The sequence below is a fragment of the Formosa algae genome (assembly GCF_001439665.1).
Lineage (GTDB): Bacteria > Bacteroidota > Bacteroidia > Flavobacteriales > Flavobacteriaceae > Formosa > Formosa algae.
In genome coordinates, this window is sequence record NZ_LMAK01000002.1 from 12,444 (window position 1) to 36,959 (window position 24,516).

At 35.1% G+C, this 24,516-nt stretch carries 13 protein-coding genes; 8 read left to right on the forward strand and 5 right to left on the reverse strand.

The annotated features are described in order from the left end of the window. The first annotated feature begins 70 nt into the window (after positions 1 to 70). The 4 genes from AST99_RS00065 (at position 71) to AST99_RS00080 (ending at position 8,808) form a co-directional block, all read left to right on the forward strand. Positions 71 to 3,163 carry a SusC/RagA family TonB-linked outer membrane protein gene (locus AST99_RS00065; RefSeq protein ID WP_069727770.1) on the forward strand — a complete coding sequence of 1,031 codons (3,093 nt, stop codon included), beginning with the start codon at positions 71 to 73 and terminating at the stop codon, positions 3,161 to 3,163. A gap of 5 nt (positions 3,164 to 3,168) precedes the next feature. Continuing rightward, entirely contained in the window at positions 3,169 to 4,761 is a 1,593-nt protein-coding gene (locus AST99_RS00070; protein WP_057777851.1) for a RagB/SusD family nutrient uptake outer membrane protein, read from the forward strand. Between the two features lie 87 nt (positions 4,762 to 4,848). Further along, the gene (gene nagB / locus AST99_RS00075) at positions 4,849 to 6,777 is read left to right on the forward strand and encodes a glucosamine-6-phosphate deaminase (protein ID WP_057777852.1); all 1,929 of its coding nucleotides are present in this window, start codon (positions 4,849 to 4,851) and stop codon (positions 6,775 to 6,777) included. A gap of 81 nt (positions 6,778 to 6,858) precedes the next feature. After that, entirely contained in the window at positions 6,859 to 8,808 is a 1,950-nt protein-coding gene (locus tag AST99_RS00080; RefSeq protein ID WP_232301559.1) for a beta-N-acetylhexosaminidase, read from the forward strand. A gap of 90 nt (positions 8,809 to 8,898) precedes the next feature. Here the strand turns inward: AST99_RS00080 and AST99_RS00085 are convergent, their stop codons facing one another. Beyond that, on the reverse strand, positions 8,899 to 10,389 hold the full coding sequence (locus AST99_RS00085; protein WP_057777856.1) for an aminotransferase-like domain-containing protein: 1,491 nt from the start codon (positions 10,387 to 10,389) through the stop codon (positions 8,899 to 8,901). A gap of 68 nt (positions 10,390 to 10,457) precedes the next feature. On the opposite strand from AST99_RS00085, the gene AST99_RS00090 reads away from it, so the two are divergent. From AST99_RS00090 to AST99_RS00100, 3 genes are read left to right on the forward strand one after another with little or no spacing between them, the layout of a single operon-like run. Next, positions 10,458 to 12,278: a TonB-dependent receptor plug domain-containing protein gene (locus AST99_RS00090; protein WP_057777858.1), complete on the forward strand. Its 1,821-nt coding sequence runs from the start codon at positions 10,458 to 10,460 to the stop codon at positions 12,276 to 12,278. A gap of 50 nt (positions 12,279 to 12,328) precedes the next feature. Beyond that, positions 12,329 to 13,192: a cupin-like domain-containing protein gene (locus AST99_RS00095; RefSeq protein ID WP_057777861.1), complete on the forward strand. Its 864-nt coding sequence runs from the start codon at positions 12,329 to 12,331 to the stop codon at positions 13,190 to 13,192. Positions 13,193 to 13,233: 41 nt separating this feature from the next. Further along, the gene (locus AST99_RS00100) at positions 13,234 to 13,722 is read left to right on the forward strand and encodes a DUF6646 family protein (RefSeq protein WP_057777863.1); all 489 of its coding nucleotides are present in this window, start codon (positions 13,234 to 13,236) and stop codon (positions 13,720 to 13,722) included. Between the two features lie 52 nt (positions 13,723 to 13,774). Here the strand turns inward: AST99_RS00100 and AST99_RS00105 are convergent, their stop codons facing one another. After that, entirely contained in the window at positions 13,775 to 14,248 is a 474-nt protein-coding gene (locus AST99_RS00105) for a regulatory protein RecX (RefSeq protein ID WP_057777904.1), read from the reverse strand. Positions 14,249 to 14,466: 218 nt separating this feature from the next. On the opposite strand from AST99_RS00105, the gene AST99_RS00110 reads away from it, so the two are divergent. Continuing rightward, a complete protein-coding gene (locus tag AST99_RS00110) occupies positions 14,467 to 18,963 on the forward strand; it encodes a choice-of-anchor D domain-containing protein (protein WP_057777864.1) in 4,497 nt (1,498 codons plus the stop codon). 55 nt (positions 18,964 to 19,018) lie between these two features. On the opposite strand, the gene AST99_RS00115 is transcribed toward AST99_RS00110, so the two are convergent. From AST99_RS00115 to porZ, 3 genes are read right to left on the reverse strand one after another with little or no spacing between them, the layout of a single operon-like run. After that, positions 19,019 to 21,430, reverse strand: coding sequence for a TonB-dependent receptor plug domain-containing protein (locus AST99_RS00115; protein WP_057777866.1), 2,412 nt, complete (start codon positions 21,428 to 21,430; stop codon positions 19,019 to 19,021). Positions 21,431 to 21,450: 20 nt separating this feature from the next. Then, on the reverse strand, positions 21,451 to 22,170 hold the full coding sequence (gene recO, locus AST99_RS00120) for a DNA repair protein RecO (protein ID WP_057777868.1): 720 nt from the start codon (positions 22,168 to 22,170) through the stop codon (positions 21,451 to 21,453). Next, positions 22,170 to 24,500: a type IX secretion system anionic LPS delivery protein PorZ gene (porZ, locus tag AST99_RS00125; protein ID WP_057777870.1), complete on the reverse strand. Its 2,331-nt coding sequence runs from the start codon at positions 24,498 to 24,500 to the stop codon at positions 22,170 to 22,172. Before porZ ends, recO begins: the two co-directional genes overlap by 1 nt. Between the last annotated feature and the right edge of the window lie 16 nt (positions 24,501 to 24,516).

The following is a 24,516-nucleotide window of genomic DNA, read 5'->3' on the forward strand; positions in this document are numbered from 1 at the left end:
TATTTTATTTTAAAACAAATGTAAAAAGGGATAAACTTGAATCAAATAACCGAGACTAAACAATCAAATTATGAAACAATTTTTAAGAATGACTTTCTTGTTTTCTTTTCTATTCTTAGGGATACAACATGTATCTGCTCAAGAAAAAGAGATTACTGGAACTGTAACCTCTCTTGGAGACGGCATGCCTGTTGCAGGAGCAAATGTACTTATAGTAGGTACAACCAATGGAACACTTACAGATTTTGATGGTAACTACACAATTACCGCAAACCTTGGCGACGTTATAAGATTCTCGTACTTAGGGATGACTACTAAAGAAGTAACCATAGCAGCGTCTAACACCTACAATGTAGAATTAAGCGAAGACAGCGAACAATTAAATGAAGTTGTAGTTACCGCTTTAGGAATTAAGAAAGAGAAAAAAGCATTAACCTACTCGGCACAAGAAGTTGGTGGAGACGAACTAACTCGTGTAAAACAAACCAACCCTATTAATAGTTTATCTGGTAAGTCGGCAGGTTTAACCATTACTAGAAGTTCTTCTGGTTTAGGTGGAGCAACTAAAGTAGTGTTAAGAGGAAATACCTCTACCACAAACAACGACCCATTATATGTTATAGACGGTATTCCAATGCTTAACAGCGGAAACGGATCTAACGGAAGTGAAGCAGGAACCGATATTTTTGGTAGCCAAACGGGTAACCGTGATGGTGGTGATGCAATGTCTTTAATTAATCCTGACGATATTGAAAGTATGACTGTTTTAAAAGGAGCATCTGCTTCTGCACTTTATGGAAGTCAGGGTGCAAATGGTGTTATTTTAATCACAACTAAAAAAGGTAAAGACGGTGCTTTAGCTGTAAACTTCAACTCTAGTTTTACGGTAGACAACGTTACATCTTTACCGGAATTACAATCGGAATATCAAAGTTTGTCTGTAGGACAAGCCATTGCAGAAAATGGTCGTGTTGCCGATGCCCAATCTTGGGGAGCGCAAACAGATGGTTTATCTAATGATGCTAAAGACTTTTTTCAAACAGGATTTACATCTATTAATGCCTTATCATTAACAGCAGGAAACCAAAAAGCTCAAACCTATTTCTCTTATGCAAATACTATTGGTGAAGGTGTTATTCCAGAAAACCGCTTAACGCGTAACAATATTACATTAAGAGAAACGGCTAAGTTTTTAGACGAAAAAATTGATGTATCAGCAAGTATAAACCTATCAGACCAACGTATTTGGAACAGACCTACAAATGGTTTATACTCTAATCCGTTAACTGGTGTGTATTTACATCCTGTTGGAATTAGCAGAGATTTATACAAAGACAAGTACGAGTATTTTAATACTGAATTAAACCAAATGGACCAGTATGCAACATCTTTCGATGAAAACATTCAGCAAAATCCATATTGGTTAATTAATCGTAATCCAAGTAAAGATATTGCACAACGTGTTTTAGCAAACGTATCTGTAAAATATCAAATTACAGATGCCTTCTCTTTACAGTCTAGAGGAAGTTTTGACAAATCTTTTTATACATTCGATAAAAGACAATATGCTGGAACAGATCCTGTAAACTCTGGAGATAACGGACGTTACATTTTAGAAAAAACGGAGAATTCTCAACAATACATCGACTTAATTGCTAATTACAATACAGATTTTAGTGAAGACTTTACATTTTCTGGACTTTTAGGAACAAGCTTAACAAAATACAAAATCGGAGATCAGGTGTATTTAGATTCTGGTCGTGATGGCGATGGTTTAATCTACCCAAACGTATTTACAATTGCGAATTTTGCTTCAACAAACAACATCAGACAATCTGTTTCTAACAGAGAAGTGCAATCTGTATTTGGATCGGCAAACTTTGGCTATAAAGACATGTTATTTTTAGATGTTACAGGACGTTCAGACTGGTCGTCTACTTTAGTGAATACAGATTCTAATTCATTCTTTTACCCTTCTGTTGGTTTAACTACAGTTCTAACCGAAATGATTGATATGCCTGATTTTATATCTTTCGCTAAAGTTAGAGGATCTTATGCCGAAGTTGGTAAAGATATTCCTGTATATGCTACAGTGCCTTTAAACGCTATTAACAATACAAATACCGGAATTGGAACAGCAACATTTGCCCCATTAGAAGGTGAAACGTTAGAACCAGAAAGACAAAAAGGTTTTGAAATTGGTACAGAATGGAGATTCTTAGGAAACAGATTAAGCTTAGATTTCACTTACTACAACTCGAATACATTTAACCAAATTTTCTATATCCAAGCAGAACCTAATCCTAACGGATATTCTCAAAACATTGTAAATGCTGGAGAAATTTCTAGTGATGGTATCGAATTAGTGGTATCTGGAAAACCTGTTGTAACAGACAAATTTACATGGAACACTACAGTAAACTTTGCACAAAACTCTAATAAAGTAGTTGCTGTACACCCTTCACTACAAGACGGCGAAGCTATTATTACAGCTAGAGGTGTAAATGGTTACGAGTATTCTTTAATAGAAGGTGAAGACTTTGGTAGTATTAAAGCAAGATCTTTAATTAGAGACGAAAATGGCACTCCAGTTATTAACTCTTCAGGAACCTTAATGTCTACAGATTTTGAAACTGTAGCGCATGCACAACCAGACTTTACTTTAGGGTGGAACAACAGTTTCGAGATTGGAAATTTTAATGTAAACTTCCTTATCGACGGTAAATTTGGTGGAGATGTAATGAGTGTAACAGAAGCCGTAAACGATAAATACGGTGTATCTCAAGCCTCTGCAAATACAAGAAATACTAATGACGGTATGGTTAACGTAGTTGATGAAAGCGGAGCTGCTTCTCAAATTAGTGCTCAAGAATATTACAATGCTATTGGAGGTAGAGATGGTATGTTAGGAGAATATGTTTACGACGCTACTAATGTTAGCTTAAGAGAACTGTCTGTAGGGTACAGATTACAATTAGAAAACACCAGTTTAGTAGATAATATCAACTTCTCTTTAATAGCAAATAATCTTTTCTTTTTCTATAAAGACGCACCATTCGACCCGAACATTGCTGCTAGTACAGGAATGGGATTACAAGGAGTAGACATTTATAACCAGCCTTCTACAAGAAGTATCGGGTTAAACATTAACGTAAATTTCTAAGAAACATGAAAAACATATATAAATACACACTAGCTACAGTTGTTGCTATGAGTTTAACAAACTGTACTGGAGATTTCGAAGATATCAATACCGATCCTTATGGAATTTCTCAAGAAAGCCTAACACAACAAAACAACCATATTGGCTCAAGATTTTCACCATTATTTTCAAATGTAATTCGTGCAGAACCTGCTTGGAACTACCAATTACAACAGAATCTTAATGCCGATGTCTTTTCGGGCTATATGACTGCGCCAACACCGTTTGCAGGTAATATTAACAATCAGACCTACGCCTTAGTTAATGGATGGAATGGTTTTATTTGGAGTGATGCTTACGATGCTAACGACGGTAACGGAGTAATGCCATACGCTAGGGAAATAACACAACAAGTTGAACTTTCAGGAGATGAAAGCGGTGTTAAATTCGTGTACTTAGCAAATATCATTAAAGTAATGGCCATGCACCGTATCTCAGATATATTCGGACCAATTCGTTATTCCAAATACAACGACTACGATACTACTGGAGAATACGACTCTCAAGAAGCAGCGTATACAGCATTCTTTTCAGATTTAGACGAAGCTATTACAGGATTAGAAGCTTTTGAAGGCGATTCACAATTTGTAGCCTTCGATCAATCTTCACTAGGCGGCGATATTGCAAAATGGAGGACTTTTGCAAACACTTTACGTTTACGTTTAGCAATTCGTGTATCTAAAGTAGATCCTACCCTAGCACAAACAGAAGGCGAAAAAGCCTTAAGCAGTCCAGTTGGATTATTAGATACTGAAAATATGTTAGTAGACATGGGCGGATTTGTTCACCCAGTACTTACTATTAGTAAAGTGTGGGGCGATATTTTAATGAGTGCAGAAATGGAATCTATTTTAACTGGTTTCAACGATAATAGAATTGAAAAATACTTTGATGCTCCTGCAGACGCTAGTTTAGGAAGTTACAAAGGTATCCGTCAAGGGATAGAAATTCAAGCTAAAACAGAGTATGGAAGCCACTCTACTGTTGGTGATGCTGTAGCAGGAACCGATAAAATTTGGATGACAGCTGCAGAAACATATTTCTTAAAAGCTGAAGCTGCCTTAAGAGGTTGGGCTGGCGCTGGAGATGCAAAAACAAATTACGAAGCTGGCGTACGTGCTTCATTTGCTCAATTTGGTGCAAGTGGCGTAGAAGATTACTTAGCAGACACCACTAGTTCTCCAGCAGATTATATAGATGTTAAGAATGCAGCAAATAACTACACTTACCCAAGTGATGTTAAAATAGCATACGATGAGTCTGGATCTAATGAAGAGCAATTGGAACAAATTATAACTCAAAAATGGATTGCGATGTTCCCTGACGGACAAGAAGCGTGGAGTGAGTTTAGACGTACCGGTTACCCAAGAGTATTCCCTGTGGTTGTAAACAACAGTGGCGGTGATATTGATACAGATATTCAAATTCGTAGAATCAATTTTGTAGATACCGAAAAGAATACAAACGGAGAAAATGTAGATGCTGCCGTGGGTATGTTAAAAGGTCCAGACACTGGAGGCACAAGACTTTGGTGGGATACAGGTTTATCTAATTTTTAATTCATAGACTACATTAATAAGTGTTGAATGAGTTCACAAAGCAAACGGGAGTGCCATCTCGTTTGCTTTAACAAAAAAAATATTAAAATGAAAGTAGATAGTACTGATTTAAAAAGTATAGCCTACACCGAGGCTGGAAAATTTGAAGATACACGGTTTGAAAAAATACACAATGTCATTTTCAACTCTTCAAATGAAGCATCAATTATTGTTGCAGAAGAAATAGCGGCATTAATCAAAGAAAAAGAAGCACAAAATCAACCTTGTGTTTTAGGTTTAGCCACAGGCTCTTCTCCTATAAAAGTATATGAAGAATTAGTTAGAATGCACAACGAAGAAGGCTTAAGTTTTTCTAATGTAGTTACATTTAACTTAGACGAATATTACCCCATGGGAAAAGACAATATTCAGAGTTATTTTCACTTCATGCATGAGCACCTTTTTAATCATGTAGATATTCTTCCAGAACACATAAACATTCCAAACGGAATGGTAAAAGCAGACGATTTATATCAGTATTGTATAGATTATGAATTGAAGATAAAATCGTACGGCGGATTAGATTTTCAACTTTTAGGAATAGGACGTACTGGACATATTGGTTTCAACGAACCTGGTTCGCATTTAAACTCTGGAACTAGAAGTATTACTCTAGATCATGTTACACGCGCAGACGCCGCACCTGCATTTTTAGGCATAGATAATGTACCAAGAAAAGCCATTACTATGGGTATTGGCACCGTAAAAAGCGCCAAACGCATTGTATTATTAGGTTGGGGATTAAACAAAGCCAAAATTCTTAAAAAAACTATTGAAGGCGAAGAAACCTCTAGCGTACCCGCAACTTATTTACAAGATCACGATAACACCACCTTTGTTATTGATAGCGAAGCCTCTTCTGAATTAACACGCGTAAAAACACCTTGGCTAGTAACCTCTTGTCATTGGACAGATACCTTAAAATTAAAAGCCGTAGTCTGGTTAAGCGAGTTATTAACCAAACCAATTTTAAAACTAACAGACAAGGATTACAACGACAATGGGATGTCTGGACTGTTAACCGAAGAAGGCACTGCTTACGATTTAAACATTAAAATGTTTAACAAACTGCAACATACCATTACAGGTTGGCCTGGAGGAAAACCTAATGCAGATGACACATATAGACCAGAGCGTGCAAACCCAGCTAAAAAACGTGTTATTATTTTTAGTCCGCATCCAGATGACGATGTTATTTCTATGGGTGGAACTTTCGATAGGCTAGTCGAACAAGGTCACGAAGTACACATTGCATACCAAACCTCAGGAAACATTGCTGTTTCAGATGAAGAAGCTTTAAAATTTGCCGAAATCATTTGCAAATTAAACCCAGATAATAGCGAAGCTCAGGATATCATCGCCTTTCTAAAAGAAAAAACAGACAAGGATATAGACTCTAAAGCATTAAGGCAATTAAAAGGCTTAATTAGACAAAGCGAATCGTTAGCGGCAACACGCTATTTAGGCGTAAACGATGCAAATGTTCATTTTTTAAATCTTCCGTTTTATGAAACTGGAACTATTAAAAAAGGAAATTTAACGGCAGATGACATTAATATCATGGCTTCTTTAATTGAAGCTGTAGAACCGCATCAAATCTATGCTGCTGGCGATTTAGCAGATCCGCATGGCACGCACAAAGTCTGCTTAGATGCTCTATTTGAAGCTATCGATATTTTAAAACCAAAACCGTTTATGGACGCGTGTTGGGTTTGGCTATATCGTGGTGCTTGGCACGAATGGGAATCTTACGAAATTGAAATGGCTGTACCCATGAGTCCTGACCAGGTGCTTAAAAAACGACATGCCATATTTTACCATCAATCACAAAAAGATGGTGTTATGTTTCAGGGTGACGATTCTAGAGAATTTTGGGTTCGTGCAGAAGACAGAAATCGCCTAACAGCAAAAAAATACAATGATTTAGGCTTAGCAGATTATGCTGCTATAGAAGCCTTTAAACGTTATCATTTCTAAGCAATGACAAAAATTTTCATATTCATTTTTGGTTTAATAACATGTAGTTGTTGGTCTCAATCCTCAGAGACCTTCAACGTAATGCCTTGGCCCAAAAGCATACAAGAAAACAAGCAATCGCTAACCATAACAGCAGATTTAACCATCTCTATAGACGGTCCGTCTCCAGAACGCGTTCAGTATAATGCGACACAATTTTTAAGACGATTATCCGGACGAACAGGTATATTTATAAATACAGGTTTCCCAACTTCGGCAAAAGAGAATAGCAATGCGACTATTAAAATCAGCTATAAAACCAAAGGTGAATTAAGTGTAGATAACGATGAATCGTACCAATTAAATGTAACCAACACCGGAGCAACTATAACCGCAAATACAGATATTGGCGCTTTAAGAGGTATTGAAACGTTATTACAATTAACGAGCAACAATGCTACACAATTCTACTTTAAAGGTGTTTCAATTTCTGATGCTCCACGATTTGTATGGCGTGGTTTAATGATAGATGTGTCTAGGCATTTCCATCCTGTGGCTGTTTTAAAACGGAATTTAGATGCTATGGCTTCGGTTAAAATGAATGTGTTTCACTGGCATTTAATAGACGATCAAGGCATTCGAATACAATCTAAAGTATATCCGCAGTTAACCGAATTAGCTTCAGATGGATTATTTTACACCCAAGAGCAAATTAAAGACGTTGTGGCTTACGCTTCAAAGTTAGGAATACGCGTCGTTCCAGAAATCGATGTTCCTGGACATGCAACTGCTATATTAACAGCCTTTCCTGAATTAGGAAGTCAACCTGGAGTAACATATAATGTAGAACGTTTTTCTGGGGTTTTCGATCCCACTTTAGATCCTACAAACGACCAAACTTATGTCTTTTTAGAAAACCTTTTTACTGAAATCGCACCATTATTCCCGGATCCTTATTTCCATATTGGAGGCGATGAAAACGAAGGGAAACATTGGGACGCTAATGAAACGATTCAGAAATTTAAAAAAGAACATCACTTAAAAACTAATCATGACTTACAGACTCATTTCAATATTAAATTAGAAAAAATACTAAATAAATTAGGAAAAAATCTTGTGGGTTGGGATGAGATTATGACACCAACCATGCCAACTACAGCAGTAATTCATTCTTGGAGATCGGAAAACGAAGGACTGCCAAAAGGAGGTTCTTTAATTGAAGCCGCAAAACAAGGCTACAATACTATTTTATCTAACGGATTTTATATAGACCGCATGGAGTCTGTTGTAAAACATTACCAAAATGAACCTATTGGCGACATTACATTAACAGCAGAAGAAGAAGCGCGAATACTTGGTGGAGAAGCCACCATGTGGAGCGAACTTGCCACTTGTGAAACTATAGATTCTAGAATTTGGCCAAGAACTGCAGCAATTGCAGAACGTTTATGGTCACCTAAAGATATCAACGATGTGGATCATATGTTAAAACGTTTAGAAGTGGTTAATTTTAGACTAGAAGAATTAGGGTTAACACACATAAAAAACAAAGCTGTTATTCTAAGAAACCTATCCAATAATCAAGATATTTCTTCTTTAGAAACCTTAATGGATATTTGTGAACCGCTTAAAATCTATTCAAGAAATGAAGGCGGAACGGAATATAAAACCTTCTCCCCGTTTCGGTTATTTGCAGATGCTTGTACCGTAGATGCTAAAGATGCGGTAAAATTTAATAGGTTAGTAAAAGACTATTTAACTTCACCTACAGAGACTACAAAATCAGAAATTAAAGAGTATTTAAGCCTATGGTCCAAAAACTACGAAGCCTTTTCTAAACTCAATAAAACACCACTTTTAAACGATTTAGAACCTCTATCTAAAAACTTGTCGGAGGTCTCAAAAATTATACTTGATAATTTCGACAACAAAACAATTAGCACGACTGATAAATCCAAATTAGAAAACAGTTTATCTGTTTTAAAACAAGATCATGTAGATGTCGAGATTGTCATTGTAACGGCTTTAGAGACTCTTTTAAAAAATAAATAGCACTTCATTTTAGTTTGTTTGACGGCCCCGACACTTTAGAAAGTTCGGGGTTTGTTTTGTTTTAACATGTCTTACATCTTCAGAAATACACTAAAATAATGTATCATAAATTTGCTTTAATGTAGACACCACCGCTTCTATTTCTTCTTCATTTAAATGGCCAAATCCAAAACGTATAGCACACGTATTTTTATCTTGATATAAAATGGTTTTAGGAATAAAGACATTCTGTTTTTCGGCTTCTTCAGCCAGTTTCAACAATGAAATTTCTGGTTTAAATTGTAACCAAATCGCTAATCCGCCAGAGGGTAATTCCCAATGAATCTTATCCCCAAAATGGGTATTTAAACTATCGCATAAAACATCGCGACGTTGTTTGTAAATAATAATATTCTTCTTCACTAAGCGGTTAATCTCACCTTCATAAATCAATTCAGAAAGCATTTGTTCCTGAATTAAATCGCCTTGCTGATCTAATAATTGCAAGTAATTTTTTGCCTCGGAAATTAAATTACCGGGTGCCACAACAAATCCTGTTTGAAAACTAGGAAACAAAGACTGCCCGAGTTTTCCTAAATAAATTACGAGTCCGTTAGCATCTGAACTCGCTAAAGGCAACATAGCGGAGCCTTCAAACTGAAAATCGTAATCAAAATCGTCTTCAATAATCGCAAATTTATACTGCTTTGCTAATTGCAGTAATTTTAATCGGCGTTCTGCACTTAATGTAATGGTAGTAGGATAATCTCTGTGCGCGCAAATGTAAACACACCTAATTCTCCCTTTTTGAAAATGTGTTTTAATATAATCTACATCTAATCCATCTGCATCAACAGGAATTGTTTTAATGGTGGCTCCAACTTGTTGAAAAATCATATTCGCTGCATAATGACTTAAATTCCCCACCAAAACAATATCGTTTCGTTTAATTAGTAATTGCGATACGATATACAAACTCATTTCTGTACTTCGCGTACTTATTAAATTATTGGGTTTAATATGGAATCCGCGAGTGGCATTTAAATAATTACATAACTGATTTTCAAATTCAGAATACGCTCCATCTCCTGCCCGATTCCATTTTTTAATTAAAGGTTTTCGTTTCATCGCACTACTATACCATCTTGAAAACTGAACGGTTGGATGTAAACGTAAATCTGGTTTTCCATCGTTAATAACATATTCCGCTTTAGTGGTTTGCTGTGTAGATGCTAAATGCAAAGCATTTTGAAACGGAAATCCCGTAGTTTCTGAATACGCATACGCCTGATTAAACTGCTGAACAGTGGCTTTAATTTTAGCCGTCTTTTGTTCAGGAAACAACACAAAAGTACCCTTATTAGCTAAAATTTCTACCCAGCCTTGAGCCGCCAACTCATCGTAAATGGCAACAGCTGTATTACGGTGAATTTTTAATAACTGACTTAAAACTCGTGTTCCTGGTAAAAGCGTTCCTTTTAGTAAATACCCACGTTGTATTAAATTCACAATTTGCTCTGAAACCTGAATATAGAGTGGTTTTGATTTCGTTTTATCAAAATCAATTAATTTTATAAAAAGAGCTTCAACCGGACTATTCATTGTTTTAAAACTGGACTATTTTAATAGTCCGTAAAGTTACGACATTTGTAGCGTTTTAATTTCAACACATGACAGTAACTAAAATTTTATCAGCCCTAACTATTCTTTCATCTACTTTTGCATTTGCACAAGAAGCTATGCCCGAAGAAGCACTAGATGAAGTTATTATAACTTCTAGTCGAATAGAATTACCATTCTCTAAAAACTCAAGATCCATAAATATTATTACAGCTGAAGATATTAAAGCATCTGCAGCAACAAATGTAGCCGATTTATTACAGCAAGTTGCTGGGGTAGATATTAGACGTCGTGGTACGGCAGGTATGCAAGCCGATTTATATATTCGAGGCGGTAGTTTTGACCAAACTTTACTACTTATAGATGGTATTAAAGTAGAAGATTCTCAAACTGGCCACCATACATTAAATATGGCTTTACCTATTGATGTTATAGAACGTATTGAAATTATTTCTGGTCCAGCAGCAAGAGTATTTGGCCAAAATGCATTTACGGGAGCTGTAAATATTGTTACTAAAAGACAAACCGCAGATTTACTTTCTGTAGAAACTCAAGCAGGTTCTTTTCACACTTTAAATGGCGCGATTACTGGCGGTGTAAATTTAAAAGATTCTAACCATTTGGTTCATGTCTCTAGAAATACGTCTGAAGGTTATAGACATAATACAGATTACGACAATCAGAATTATTTTCTTAAAAGTACATTCAATAAAAGTAAACTTCCTATAAATGTTATAGCCAGCATGTCTGAACGTAAATTTGGAGCCAATGGGTTTTACGCTACTCCAAGCGCTACAGAACAATACGAAGAAACACAAACTAGTTTAATAGGTGTCTCTACAAAAATTAAAAAAGACAGTTGGATTTTTAAACCTCAAGTATATTGGAGACGCAATCAAGACATGTATTTATATACTAGAGACCAACCTACAGGCTACAGAAATTTACATATTACCAATAAAGTAGGCACAGAATTAAACGGTTCTTATACTTCGGATTTAGGAATTACTGGTTTTGGTGTAGACTTATCTAAAACCTATATTGTTAGTAATAATTTGGGGGATCACAATCGTTTTATGTCTTCTATGTTTTTAGAGCATCAATTTAAACTACTAAATGATAAACTCGATATTACTCCAGGCGTTGCTGTCACTTATTTTTCAGATTTTAAATGGCATGCATTTCCAGGAGTAGATTTAGGTTACGAGATTAATTCTAATTTTAAAGTATACGGAAACATTGGCTACACTTACAGAATTCCTACATATACAGATTTATACTATAGCGATCCGACAACGCTTGGAAATGAAAATTTAGATCCAGAAGAAGCCATTGCAGAAGAACTTGGTATTAAATATAATCATCAGAATTTTTCAGCATCACTTGCTCTTTTTAACAGAGATTCTAAAAATTTAATTGATTATACTAAAACCAATGAAGACGATTTATGGGAAGCGTCGAACATTAGAGAATTAAACACTAAAGGTTTAGATGCTTACTTAAATTACGACTTTGAAATAGGCGCAAACCCTCAAACTATTAATGTGTCTTATACTTATATAAATGATGAAGTTCAAGATGTAAATGCAGACTATTCAAGATATTCTATAAACTCTTTAAAGCATCATATTGTAGGGAGATATAGTTCAGAATTTATAAAAAACGTATCCCAATCTATAATTTACAAATATGCCGAACGTACTGCTGGAGATAGCTATACAGTAGTAGATGCAAGTGTTAATTACACTTTAAAAACACTAGAGTTTTCGGTCATTGCAAACAATATTTTTAATGAAGAATACACCGAAGCGAATTTAGTACCCATGCCTAAAGGCAATCTGATATTTGGTCTAAAATACACCTTCAGATAAAATAATAAGCTAACATTTTATTACCTTGCAGGTTTAATTATTTTTCACTTTTGACTTTAAATCTGCAAGACATACCTCGCGTAAAAACAATTACTAAAGAGGAGTTTATAACCCACTATTTTAAGCCACAAAAACCTGTGGTAATTGAGCATTTTATAGATGATTGGCCAGCCTATTCTAAATGGAATTTAGAATATATTAAATCTGTTGCAGGCGATAAAACGGTTCCGCTTTACGATGATAGACCTGTAAACCACAAAGATGGATTTAACGAGCCACATTCTAAAATGAAAATGGCAGATTATATTGATTTGCTAAAACGTGAACCCACAAAGTATAGAATTTTTCTTTGGAACATTTTAAAGGAAGTCCCGCAGCTTCAAAACGATTTTACATTTCCTGATTTTGGCATTCGCCTGATGAAAAAATTACCGATGCTGTTTTTTGGCGGAACAGACTCGTATACCTTTATGCATTATGATATTGATTTGGCTAATATTTTTCATTTTCATTTTGAAGGAAAAAAAGAGATTATATTATTCGACCAAAAACAAAATAAATTCTTGTACAAAGTCCCTTATGCTTTAATTACACGAGAGGATATCGATTTTCAAAATCCCGATTTTAAACAATGGCCTGCATTAAAAAAAGCTAACGGTTATAAAACAATATTAAACCATGGTGAAGTACTCTATATGCCAGAAGGCTATTGGCATTATATGCGGTATATTACACCTGGTTTTTCCATGAGTCTTCGTGCTATAGCAAGACATCCTAAAAACTTAAGTCGTGCGATTTACAATGTATTTATCATGCGAAATATTGATAATGTGATGCGAAAAATAAAAGGACAAAAATGGATTGATTGGAAAAATAAAAACGCAATAACGAGAACTTCTAAATATAATTCCTAAATTTCAGTATAAAACCTATATTTGACCAAAATTTAAATCCTATGAAAAATCTACTATTAATCGCATGTTTATGCGTGGTTTCATTCGCAAATGCACAAGCTTTTAGAGGCAAAGGTGATCAGAAATTTCAAATTGGCGCAAGCTTTCAAGACAACGGCACAGGAATTAACGGTACTTACGATTTTGGTGTCGGAGAAAATATCTCGTTCGGAGTATCTTCAACATATGTTCTTGGTGTAAATGATAATTTAGATGCAGACTTTGGTGATCGTTTTGATATTAAAGCCCGTTTTAATGCTAATTTATCTTCTGTTATTGGTATGGACGAATTAGATGTGTATCCTGGTTTAAGTTTTAGTACCAAAAATTTTGGTGGTCACGTTGGTGCAAGATATTTCTTTACTGATGGTTTTGGAGTGTACTCTGAAATGAGTTTTCCAATTGCAAAATATGAAAGTGGAAGTTTAAGTTCTGAAGAAAAATTAAACAATCAGTTTGTATTTAATATTGGGGCATCTTTTAACCTATAAGTCACAACATAATAATTTAAAAAAGAGCTTCAATAGTATTGAAGCTCTTTTTTTATGGAATTAACTCTTTAATTTTATCGTAAACCATAGGCGATTCCCAACCACGATACAGTAAATAATCTGCTAATTTTTTTCGTTTTTTGTAGGTATTAGACTCTTTAATCGCTTCACATCTGCGAGCCGCTAAAGCATCAAAAGTGCCATAGTAATCTAAGGCGTCTAATTCTTTTAAACCGATTTGTATATTAAACCGACTTATTTGACGTCGTTTTAATTCTAGTGTCAAACGGTTTCTTCCCCAGTGTTTAAATTTAAATTTTCCACGTACATAAGCCTTAGCAAAACGTTCTTCGTTTAAAAAATTATGGTCTAATAAATGTACAATTACAGCATCAATGGCATCCGGAATCATGCGCATGCCTCTTAGTTTATCTTGTACTTCTTTATGGCACCGCTCTTGGTAAGCACAATAACGCTCTAAAGCGCGCTTGGCTTCTTCAACCGTATATGTTTTATGTGTATCTATATTCAATTCAAAAAAATATCTAAAATTAATCTACTAAATAATAATGAAAATTTATGATTTTATTAAAAAAAACAGATATAACATATCATATTAACTTCATTTATCACTAAAAATTATCACAAAAAATGATTTTATTATAATTTTTTATGTAATTTGTAAATACCAATTTAACATGTATCTCACAAAAGATACCATAAAAGTAACCTATTTCCTCCCATATGAAAAAAAACTACTACTTAACCTTAGTGCTAATTTGTTGTACCATAACTTTTGGTTTTGCACAAATATTTGATAATACCTGTACCAATTTTACTACTCCTGGATGGTCATTTTACAGTGTAGGACAACGTAATGGTGAAGAATTTTGGCGTTTAAATAACAATAACGACTATGTTATAAGTGAAACCTTTGGAGCTTATGAGAACCTAGTATTAACATCTAATTTGAGATATGCTGGGACAAATGGTGAATGTACAATAGAAATTTCTAATGATGGCGGAACCACCTGGAATGCTGGCTCTTACACAGCAAGTAATATATATAATACATATGTTAATTACATTTACAACATTGGAACTCTTACAGGTACCAATAACAAAATAAGATGGAAGAGAAACTCTAGTGGAACACAACCGCTTAGAATAAATCGTGTAACCTTAACAGGCGACACAATCACTACTAGTGGAGATTGTGCTAGCGAATCTTTTGTTGACGTAAATAATGACTCTAGCAATAGTTATTCTACAAAAAATTGGACTGGAGACAATGGTATCGATTGGACCGCTACAGACGCTAGGTCTGATGTTGACCTAGATGGAGATGAAGCCATTATGTTGAAAACAGGCTCACTAACTAATGATAGCTCTTTCCCTGGAGGTTGCGGTGTAATCTCTTTTAATTATGCCCAAATCTATAGCAACACCTCAACTTTAAAAGTTTTCATTAACGGCACTCAATATGGAGGTGACATTTCAGTATCTAGCACATCTAGTAGCACATTTACTACAACAATAAATGTTACGGGTTCAATAAATGTCGAGTTACGTAACAGCGGAAATAGAACTTTAATTTCAAATCTAAGTTGGACTTGTTATACAGGAACCCCTAATCCAGAACTACAATTAGTAGACAACACATCTACAAATCAAAATTGTGGTTACACCATAGATTATGGAAGTCAAGCAATTTCTACAAATACAGATCTTACTTTCGATATAGAAAATAATGGTAGTGCAGATTTAGATGTAAGTTCATTAAATATTACAGGAAATTATACAATAGTTTCTCCAGCAACACCATTTAGTATAGCTTCAGGCAATACACAAACTGTAACTGTAAGGTTTACACCAACAGTTACTGGTACTAGTACAGGGAGCATCACCATAAATAATAACGATTTAGACGAAGTAACTTGTACCGTAAATTTAACCGGAGAAGGATACTCACCAACTCCAGAGATAGATATTGAACGTAATACAGGTGCTTCCATACCAAATGGATCGACACCAAGCGTAGGTTATAACACTATTTTTGCAGCTACTGTCATGGGTAATTCTACAGCCCCAAAAACATACTATGTGAGTAGTGAAGGAACTGCAGGTTTAGACCTTACAAGTATCACCTCATCTAATCCTACAGAATTTACAATTATCACAAATCCAGGAACAACATCAATCACACCTGGTAATGAAGAAGGCTTCGAAATTACATTTTCACCAAGTAGTGTCGGGACAAGAACGGCAACCATTACAGTTATTAGTAATGATGCAGATGAAGACCCGTATACTTTCGAAGTTCAAGGAACTGGCGATTGCGCTGCCGGTACACTAACATTATCTCCTGCCACAGGTCCAATTGGGACTGTAGTCAATATAAATTCGACCACGAGTAATTTTGGAGCATCTACCACAGCTACTGTTAATGGTGTTTCTGCAACTTTAACTGTTATCTCATCATCAGAAGTAGAGGTTACAATTCCTGCTGGTGCAACGACCGGAAGTATAGAAATCACAGACGATTTAGGTTGCTTAAGTTCTAAATTATTTACCGTTATAGAGCAACAAATTTCTAGTTGCGAAGGGAGTTCTGGTATAACACCTTCAGATTTATTTATTAGTGAAGTTACAGATCACAGTACAGGCTCACACTCTTACGTAGAAATTTATAACGGTACTGGCGCTAGTATAAACCTTACAAACTACGAAATTCAAATTTTTAATAATGGAGGATCAAGTCCTACTAGTACCACAACATTAACAGGTACCATTGCTAATAATGATGTATTTGTCTTTGCTTTCGGAGGCTCGGATGCCACAACAAACTATGCAACGCATGGTTACGACCAATCTAGTAATATAAGTGGTGTTAATGAAGATGATAACATAAGATTGTATAGCACTGTAACAGGTAACTGGATCGATCTTTGGGGAGACACCACAGGGACCTCTTTTACTGTTGCAACTAAGGATTATACATACAGAAGAAAAAACTCTGGAATTACCGTTCCAAGCACCACATGGAATGCTAGTGATTGGGACAGCTTTACACCTGTAGATTATGACGATATAGGAACCTATGATTTTTCATCGGGATCAGCTCCAATCATTAACGGTATTACAAGTACAGCAACAGCCTGTAACGAAGTCACTATAAGCGTTTCTGCAAGCGAAGGTTTTAGTGGTGGTAATGCATTACAATATGTATGGTATGTATACAAACCAGAAGAGTCGGGTTTAGGATGGCAAACTATTTCTAATGGTGGTATTTACACCACATCTAGCGCTTCTCCCGATTTGATTATTTCTGATGCGAGTAGTGTTTTAGACTATCAGTACTATTGCGAAGTTAGAGAAGATGATGCTTCGTGCTATCAATCCTCTACAGCCACACAAGTTGATATAAGCGGCGCAGTCTGGAATGGCACAAATTGGACTTGGGACGATGGCACAGCAACAAACACAGTACCAACAATTGGAACAAATGTTATTATAGACGGAAATTACAACACCTCTACAGGCGGCGCAGAAACAAGTTTTGAAGCCTGTAAATGTACTGTAAATGCATCAAGTACTTTAATTATAGAAGACAACACTTATGTGGTTGTCGGAAACGATCTTACAGTAAATGGTAACATTATTGTTAAAACAGATGGGGCATTCGTCCAGATTGATGATGATGCTGTTGTAAGTGGAGCTGTGCTAACCGATAAAACTAAAATTCAAGTAGAAAAAGAAACGTCTAATTTAGGTTCTTCTTATGAGTACACGTATTGGAGCACTCCTGTAATTGGAGAAACGATTAGCGACGGCTTAAGCGATGCAAATAGTAATAGAATTTTCTCCTACAGCGGACAAAATTATTTAGATGCAACACAAGAAACGAATAATGACAATAGCGCATTGGCAGGCCAAGATGATATAGATGATAATGGAGATGATTGGCAATATACTTCAGGAAGTACCATAATGATACCCGGAGTAGGATATGCAGCAACACATAATCGATCTAGCTCTTTCCCCGGACAGTTTACATATGTATTTGAAGGACCATTTAATACGGGAGAATACAATATCCCTATTTACAGAAACGACTCTGAATTAAATGATAATAATTGGAATCTTATTGGTAATCCTTATCCTTCCGCCATAGATGCCGATCTGTTTTTATCTGCCAATAGTACAATCAGTCAAAATATAGGAGCTACTAATGGGGCAATTTATTTATGGTCTCAGATCACAGCTGCTTCAAATACCACTAATGGAAACGAAGGCAATAATTTTGCTCAAAGCGACTATGCAATTATTAACGGAACAGGACAAACTAGTGGCGGTGATGGTATTATGCCTACAAGACACATTCCTTCTGGACAAAGTTTCTTTATATCTATGGACAATGCAGCAACTTCTACAGTATTTTCTGGCGATATCAAAACCACCAATGTTGTTTTTAATAACAGCATGCGAGTAACTGGTAATAATACTCAGTTTTTTAGAACTACTGCAAATGAAGCTAATAAACTTTGGGTTAATTTAACCACAGACAATGGGGTCACTAATCAAACACTTATAGCATATCTGGATGGTGCAACAGATGACGATGATGGCACTTTTTATGATGCACAACGTAGTGTTACGGAAGACATTAATGCTGTAATATTCACGTATATACCAACACGTCCAGATAGCAGATACGTTATTCAAGCGAAGCAATCTAGCAGCTTATCTTTAGATGAAACAATTCCACTTGGATTTAAAACAACTATTGAAGACCCTACAATTTACAGTTTGTCTATACCCCAGACAGAAGGTTCGTTTATGACGGATAACATCATCTATTTACACGATAAACTCTTAAACACTGTACATGAGCTATCCAACAGTAACTATACATTTACGTCTGAAATAGGGCTGTTTGATGAGCGTTTCGAAATTATATTTTCACAACAAAAACTCTCTATAGACGACAGCGTATTAAATGCGAACAGCATAAGTATTATAGAATTAAGTGATGGAAAAGTAAAAATCACCTCTAGTAGCAATGTGACGATTACTCATGTTGATATTTTTGATTTATTAGGAAGACGCATTTACAATTTAGAAGGTACAAGTGCCTCAGAAATTTATGATTTATCTAGACTTAGTAATGCGGCTTATATTGCCAAAGTTTCGCTATCTAACGGACAAATAATTAATAAAAAAGCAATGAAGCAACAGTAGTATTACTCTAGCAAAACATAAAAAAAGCCTCATAAAATTATGAGGCTTTTTTAGTTTATAATGTATATTTTAATGCTAATATAAGATTCCTTCCTGGCGCAGAAATTCCCGAAGAATACGGGCGATAGCGCTGATCTGTAATATTTTCTAAACTCGCAGTTACTAATAATTCAGAGTTAAACTTATATTGAGTCCTTAAGTTTAATGTGCACCACGATGGCGAATACGGATTACCATCTGCATCACTTGCATAAATATAATCTTTACTTTGTTCGGAAGGTGCTAAATCCAAATAAGACATTTCAGCATTATACATTGCAAAAGCATCAATTGTAATTTTGTTATGTTGCCAAGACAGATGTGTATTTCCAAAATTAGGTGCTGCATGTCGTAACGGAGACTGCTCCCCTTCTTCTAATTCGTAACCTCCAATAACATTATATTGCGAAGTTAACTTTAAAGCCTCTGTAAAAGAAATTTGTATACCTGCTTCAAAACCATAAATACGAGCTTCTGCTGCATTCTGCATAGCCTGCACTCGGCTGTCTTCTCCATTATATTCTATATAAGATGCTCCATTCAATTCAAAATCTCTGCGTACTAAAGCATCATCTAAAAAGGTATAATAAGTTGCAGCATCTATTATTATTTTATCTTCAAAATTAAGACGCACACTTAAATCTCCTGTATAAGCATATTCTGGATTAAGATCATCGTTAGGCACTACAACAGCTCCTGGCTCAGAATCGAAAACCTTTCCAATATCGTCAATATTTGGCGCTCTAAAAGCTGTTGAAAAATTCAATTTCCATTGAATAATATCCGCAGGAATCCAACTTACACCCGCAGTTCCGGTTAAAGCACCAGTATTAATATCGGCAGTATCAAACGGAAGATTTAAAAATACATTGTTTTCTTCAAAACTCGCATTTGCTATAACATGATTATATCGCAATCCCGTTTGTAAAACAAACTGAGAACTTGGTTTATATTTTAAGTTGGTATAAGCAGACATAGACGACCAATCTGAGCCATTTGGATATCTTGAAATCGCAGGAATTATAATATTGCTTTCTATATCTTCTTCTCTTCCGTAAGAATGCACTTTATTATACACGTACTCTAAACCATAAAAGAATTCTGTTTTTAAGCTTAACTGCTTTTCAAAATCTAAATTGGCTGAAATTGCATCTACATGTTCTTCGGTTGAGTTTCTTGTGGTAGATTGATAATCTCTATCGATTCTACTTTCTTGAAAATTCTGATAGGCAACATTGGCTTGAATTTTATCGTAAAATGCGGAACGACTACTCAATTTTGTAAATTGAAAGTTAGACATAAACCAGCGTTGTGGGCCATAATTCCATTCTGCAGAACGCAAATGATCGTCCTTATAACGTATCAACCTATCATATCTTGAGTATTCTGAAGTTGTAGAATAATACAGGCCCAAATCGTAAGTTACATTATCTTTTGGTGCAAGTCTTATCTTCTGCATCAGGTTGATTTGATCGTAACCTGTAGGATTCTGAATTTTAGGATTTTTATTTTCAACAATATTATCTACACCATTTTCAGTTACTACATATTCTGTTCGCAAATAATCATCTGGACCATGACTTCCCATTCTTAAATCGTCAAAATCAGTATAACTCACACTACTTAAAAACGCCCATTTTTTTAAGCCAATATTAAAATCCAAATGCCCCGTCTTTTCATTATTAGCTGTAGCATAACGCAACACTGAGTTTGCAGCAAAAGACGCATCTTTAGAATAAGACAATTCTGGTTTTTTAGTATAAAAACTCATGACTCCACCAATAGCATCACTCCCATACACCACAGATCCAGCACCTATAATGACTTCTGTATGTTGTATAGAAAAAGGATCTATAGAAATCACATTCTGTACATTTCCATCTCTAAAAATGGCATTATTCATACGTACACCATCTACCGTAATTAATAATCTGTTGGTAGACAATCCACGAATCATAGGGCTTCCTCCTCCCAATTGACTTTTTTGAATGTAAACATTACCTGTGTTTTCTAAAAGATCTGCGCTTGTTTGAGGATTATCGAACATAATTTCCTCTAAAGATAGCGACACCACTTTTTGAGGAATATCGCGTTTAACTTGTCCAAATTTAGATGCTGAAATTAGCACTTCGTCTAAGCCTTCTGTAGACGGATCTAAATACACAACAACAGCTTTTACTAACCTAGATTTCGTTGCAGAAAATTCTTGAAACGACAAATGCTTAAAGAACACAACATCTTCATTTTTAAATGTATTAAGCGACACTTCTCCTTCTAAATTAGAAATTTCACTTTGTGTTTTATCTATATTAAAAACCGCTACTCCAGCAATAGGTTCCTTATTCTGGCTATTTAAAATGGTAATATTTTGAGCATGTATAGAAAGGGAAATAAGTAATAGAAATACTAAAAGTAATTTTTTATTCATACAGAATATTAGGTCGATTGTTAATTAAATACTTGACTAAAAATGGCTAATGATTTTGGCTTCCTAAACTGCCCAAGATGCAATTCGTAGTACAACAGTAACATATCTAAGAACGATTGTCGTTGCTTAGAATTCATTTTCATTGTTCCTAAGTCATCAAAAATTATGCCTAATGAAGACTTTAAATATTTTAAATTATCTCCAGATATGGAATATATTCCGGTAGCGTATTTTTCGAACTGTCCGGTAGACAAATTAAAATAATTATAGTCGCTATTTGTAGTGTCTGGTGCGCAGCCTAAATATTTGGTTAAATGCACTAAAAACACCAGATGAAAGTTTGCAGACTCTGAGGTTTCGTCTAAAACCATAAATGCATTTTCTAAGAATTCAAACAATTCTGCATCGCCTTCTTCTTCTTTTAAAACCATTGCTAAAACATCTGCTAAAAACATAACAATAGCACTCTTTACAACCTGAGTGTGCAAGGTAGAATACAACACATTAAGCTTGACATCTTTTAAGGTTTGTAACGATCTGTTTTTTTTGAAATCTGCTTCAATCTGAATTTGAGACAACAGCTGAAAATATGCTACGCGGGCTTTCCCTTTTCTACTTTTAAAAACACCACGCAATAAAAAACTCACGACACCAAAATCTTTGGTATAACAACTTACAATAAGATCGTTATCGCGATACTTTAGCTTGGATAATACAATGGCACTTGAAGAATTAAACATTACCGAATAATCATTAATTTAAGCACTTTAGTTTGAAATGTTTCGGTATCTGAGAGCATGATAATATACACCCCGGAATGCACGACGTTATTTGCTAAGTTTCTGCCATTCCAAAACGCAGTTCCTCCATCAATCTCTAAATTATAACCACTATATCTTGAATTAATATTTGATTGTGCTTCTGCAACCAAATTTCCTTCAATATCTGTAATTTTAATATTTACATGATCTGTTAAACCTTTAATTTTCACTAAATCTTCTGTAATATTAAAGGTTGGTCTGACCGGATTTGGATACACATAGGCATCTTCGTAAGAATCTTCTGTTGAAGAACTCCCAGAGTTATATGCGACTAATCCGCTTTCTGTAGCAATATACACCTTACCGTTACTGCTATCTATACTAATATCTGTAACATTATTTGATGGTAAAGGTGAATTGTCTTTTGTGAAATGAAAGATCGTTTCTTGCCCGTCTGATGAAAAATAAAATACACCTGAACCAATAGTTCCAATCCATTTATTATTAGAACCGTCGACTTCTATACTTGTAATAAATTCTAACGATAATAATTCGCTGGCTACACCATCATCTAAAACAACAATTTCACTGGCTTCAACAGTACTTGCAGTAAAAAAACTAGACGTATTATAAAGCACACGTAAGCCTCTAATGGTACCAATCCATAACTGATTGCTGTTATCTATAGCAACAGCCGTAACTACAGTACTAGGCATATTTTCAGACTCTTCGCTTAAGCTTCTAATTTGAGAAGTTCCTGCGCTATAATCGTAACCAACTACACCATTAACATAACCTCCGGTCCATACAACTCCAGAATTATCGATAGCAATATCTGAAAACCCCCATTCTCCATTTAATCCATCAGAATATAAGCCTTCAAAACTGTACGATTTCCATTGATTTGTATCTGGATCGTAAGATTTTAGAGGACTCGATATACGTCCGCTTAAACTCCATAACAATCCGTCACTATCAAAAGTTGAAGGATTTACACGAATATCTGTAGATCCTGAAATCTCTATAGGCTCTAAACCACTGTTAGTTTCGTCATGTAAAGTCGTTACTACATCTGCTTCGACTTCTAAAATACCATCGTAAAACGAACTTATAAAGACCTGATTAATCTTATTAGGGTTGATGGAAATGTTGGTTAAATTTCGAGCTCCTAAAATACTATCTGTAGAAATGTTTTTCCAGACATCACTTTTTAAATGACTAATACCACGTGTTCTAAGCGGAAAAGGATTATAAGACACTGTATAATCGCCATAAGTCACCCAAACATTGTTATACTCTGCCTCTACAGAATAAGGTATATTCATTAATGGCCCATCCGGACGAATCTCTTCAAAATTAGTAGTGCTTCCTATTGCCGTTTTTAGAACACCGGAACTATCTGTCCCTATATAAAAATGGTCTATGGTAGTTATTGCCGATGTATAATTAGTATCATTAGCACCAACTTCTTCCAATAAACTAAACGAACTTGAATATAAATACACATGATCTGCTGTGGTAATAATCAACTCGTCGTTTGCCGACTTAACATCTACTGGTGCACTTGAAAAGACTCTTAAACTACTAAGACTAGTTCCATTAACACTTAATATAGCACGACTTGAATTCACGGTATACACAACACCACCTACAGCTTCTACAGCAGTAAAATTACCTGAAGAAATTGTGGTCCATTGGTTATAATCTATTAAATTACTATTATCTATTTCGGCACGTTTTAAACCTGTACCATCCATGCAAGACGCATAAATGTAGCCATTAGCAATAGTAGTTTGTGTAACTATAGTTTGTACACCTGCATTACCTATAAAATAAGTATCACCAAATTCTAAGCGACTTAAATCGTATACAGACACGCCATAATTTGTAGAAATATATAGCAAACCTTCATATTCATTAAAATGATTAATTTGCTTATTTACTGTTGGAATAGTAGACTTATCAACAATATCGACAACGGTTAAAACTTCTGAGGTTTCTTCTAAAACAACTTCCATTAACCCACTCTCGTAGCCTATAACCAAAGCACCATAATCTGGACTATAATGAAGTGTTGAAATATTTTCTCCAGACAAACCTTGTATAGTAGAAAGCGTATTGATTTCTTGAGTTAAAATATCGTAAGTAAAGACTGCATTTTCTGCTACGGCATAAATTTTATTCTCGCTAGCAGTAACATCTATAATATTATAATATGAAAAATACCCATCCCATGTTTCAGAATAATCTTGAGCCATTGAAATGAATGGACACAATACCAAAAAAAGGATAAATACACGTTTAAACATAAAAGCTTTTTAATGT

Coding starts and splice junctions, on each gene's coding strand:
- recO (WP_057777868.1), bottom strand. CDS start 22,170: ATGTTTAATTCTTCAAGTGCCATTGTATTATCCAAGCTAAAGTATCGC.
- AST99_RS00080 (WP_232301559.1), top strand. CDS start 6,859: ATGCCTTGGCCCAAAAGCATACAAGAAAACAAGCAATCGCTAACCATA.
- AST99_RS00110 (WP_057777864.1), top strand. CDS start 14,467: ATGAAAAAAAACTACTACTTAACCTTAGTGCTAATTTGTTGTACCATA.
- AST99_RS00085 (WP_057777856.1), bottom strand. CDS start 10,389: ATGAATAGTCCGGTTGAAGCTCTTTTTATAAAATTAATTGATTTTGAT.
- AST99_RS00065 (WP_069727770.1), top strand. CDS start 71: ATGAAACAATTTTTAAGAATGACTTTCTTGTTTTCTTTTCTATTCTTA.
- AST99_RS00090 (WP_057777858.1), top strand. CDS start 10,458: ATGACAGTAACTAAAATTTTATCAGCCCTAACTATTCTTTCATCTACT.
- porZ (WP_057777870.1), bottom strand. CDS start 24,500: ATGTTTAAACGTGTATTTATCCTTTTTTTGGTATTGTGTCCATTCATT.
- AST99_RS00115 (WP_057777866.1), bottom strand. CDS start 21,430: ATGAATAAAAAATTACTTTTAGTATTTCTATTACTTATTTCCCTTTCT.
- AST99_RS00100 (WP_057777863.1), top strand. CDS start 13,234: ATGAAAAATCTACTATTAATCGCATGTTTATGCGTGGTTTCATTCGCA.
- nagB (WP_057777852.1), top strand. CDS start 4,849: ATGAAAGTAGATAGTACTGATTTAAAAAGTATAGCCTACACCGAGGCT.
- AST99_RS00070 (WP_057777851.1), top strand. CDS start 3,169: ATGAAAAACATATATAAATACACACTAGCTACAGTTGTTGCTATGAGT.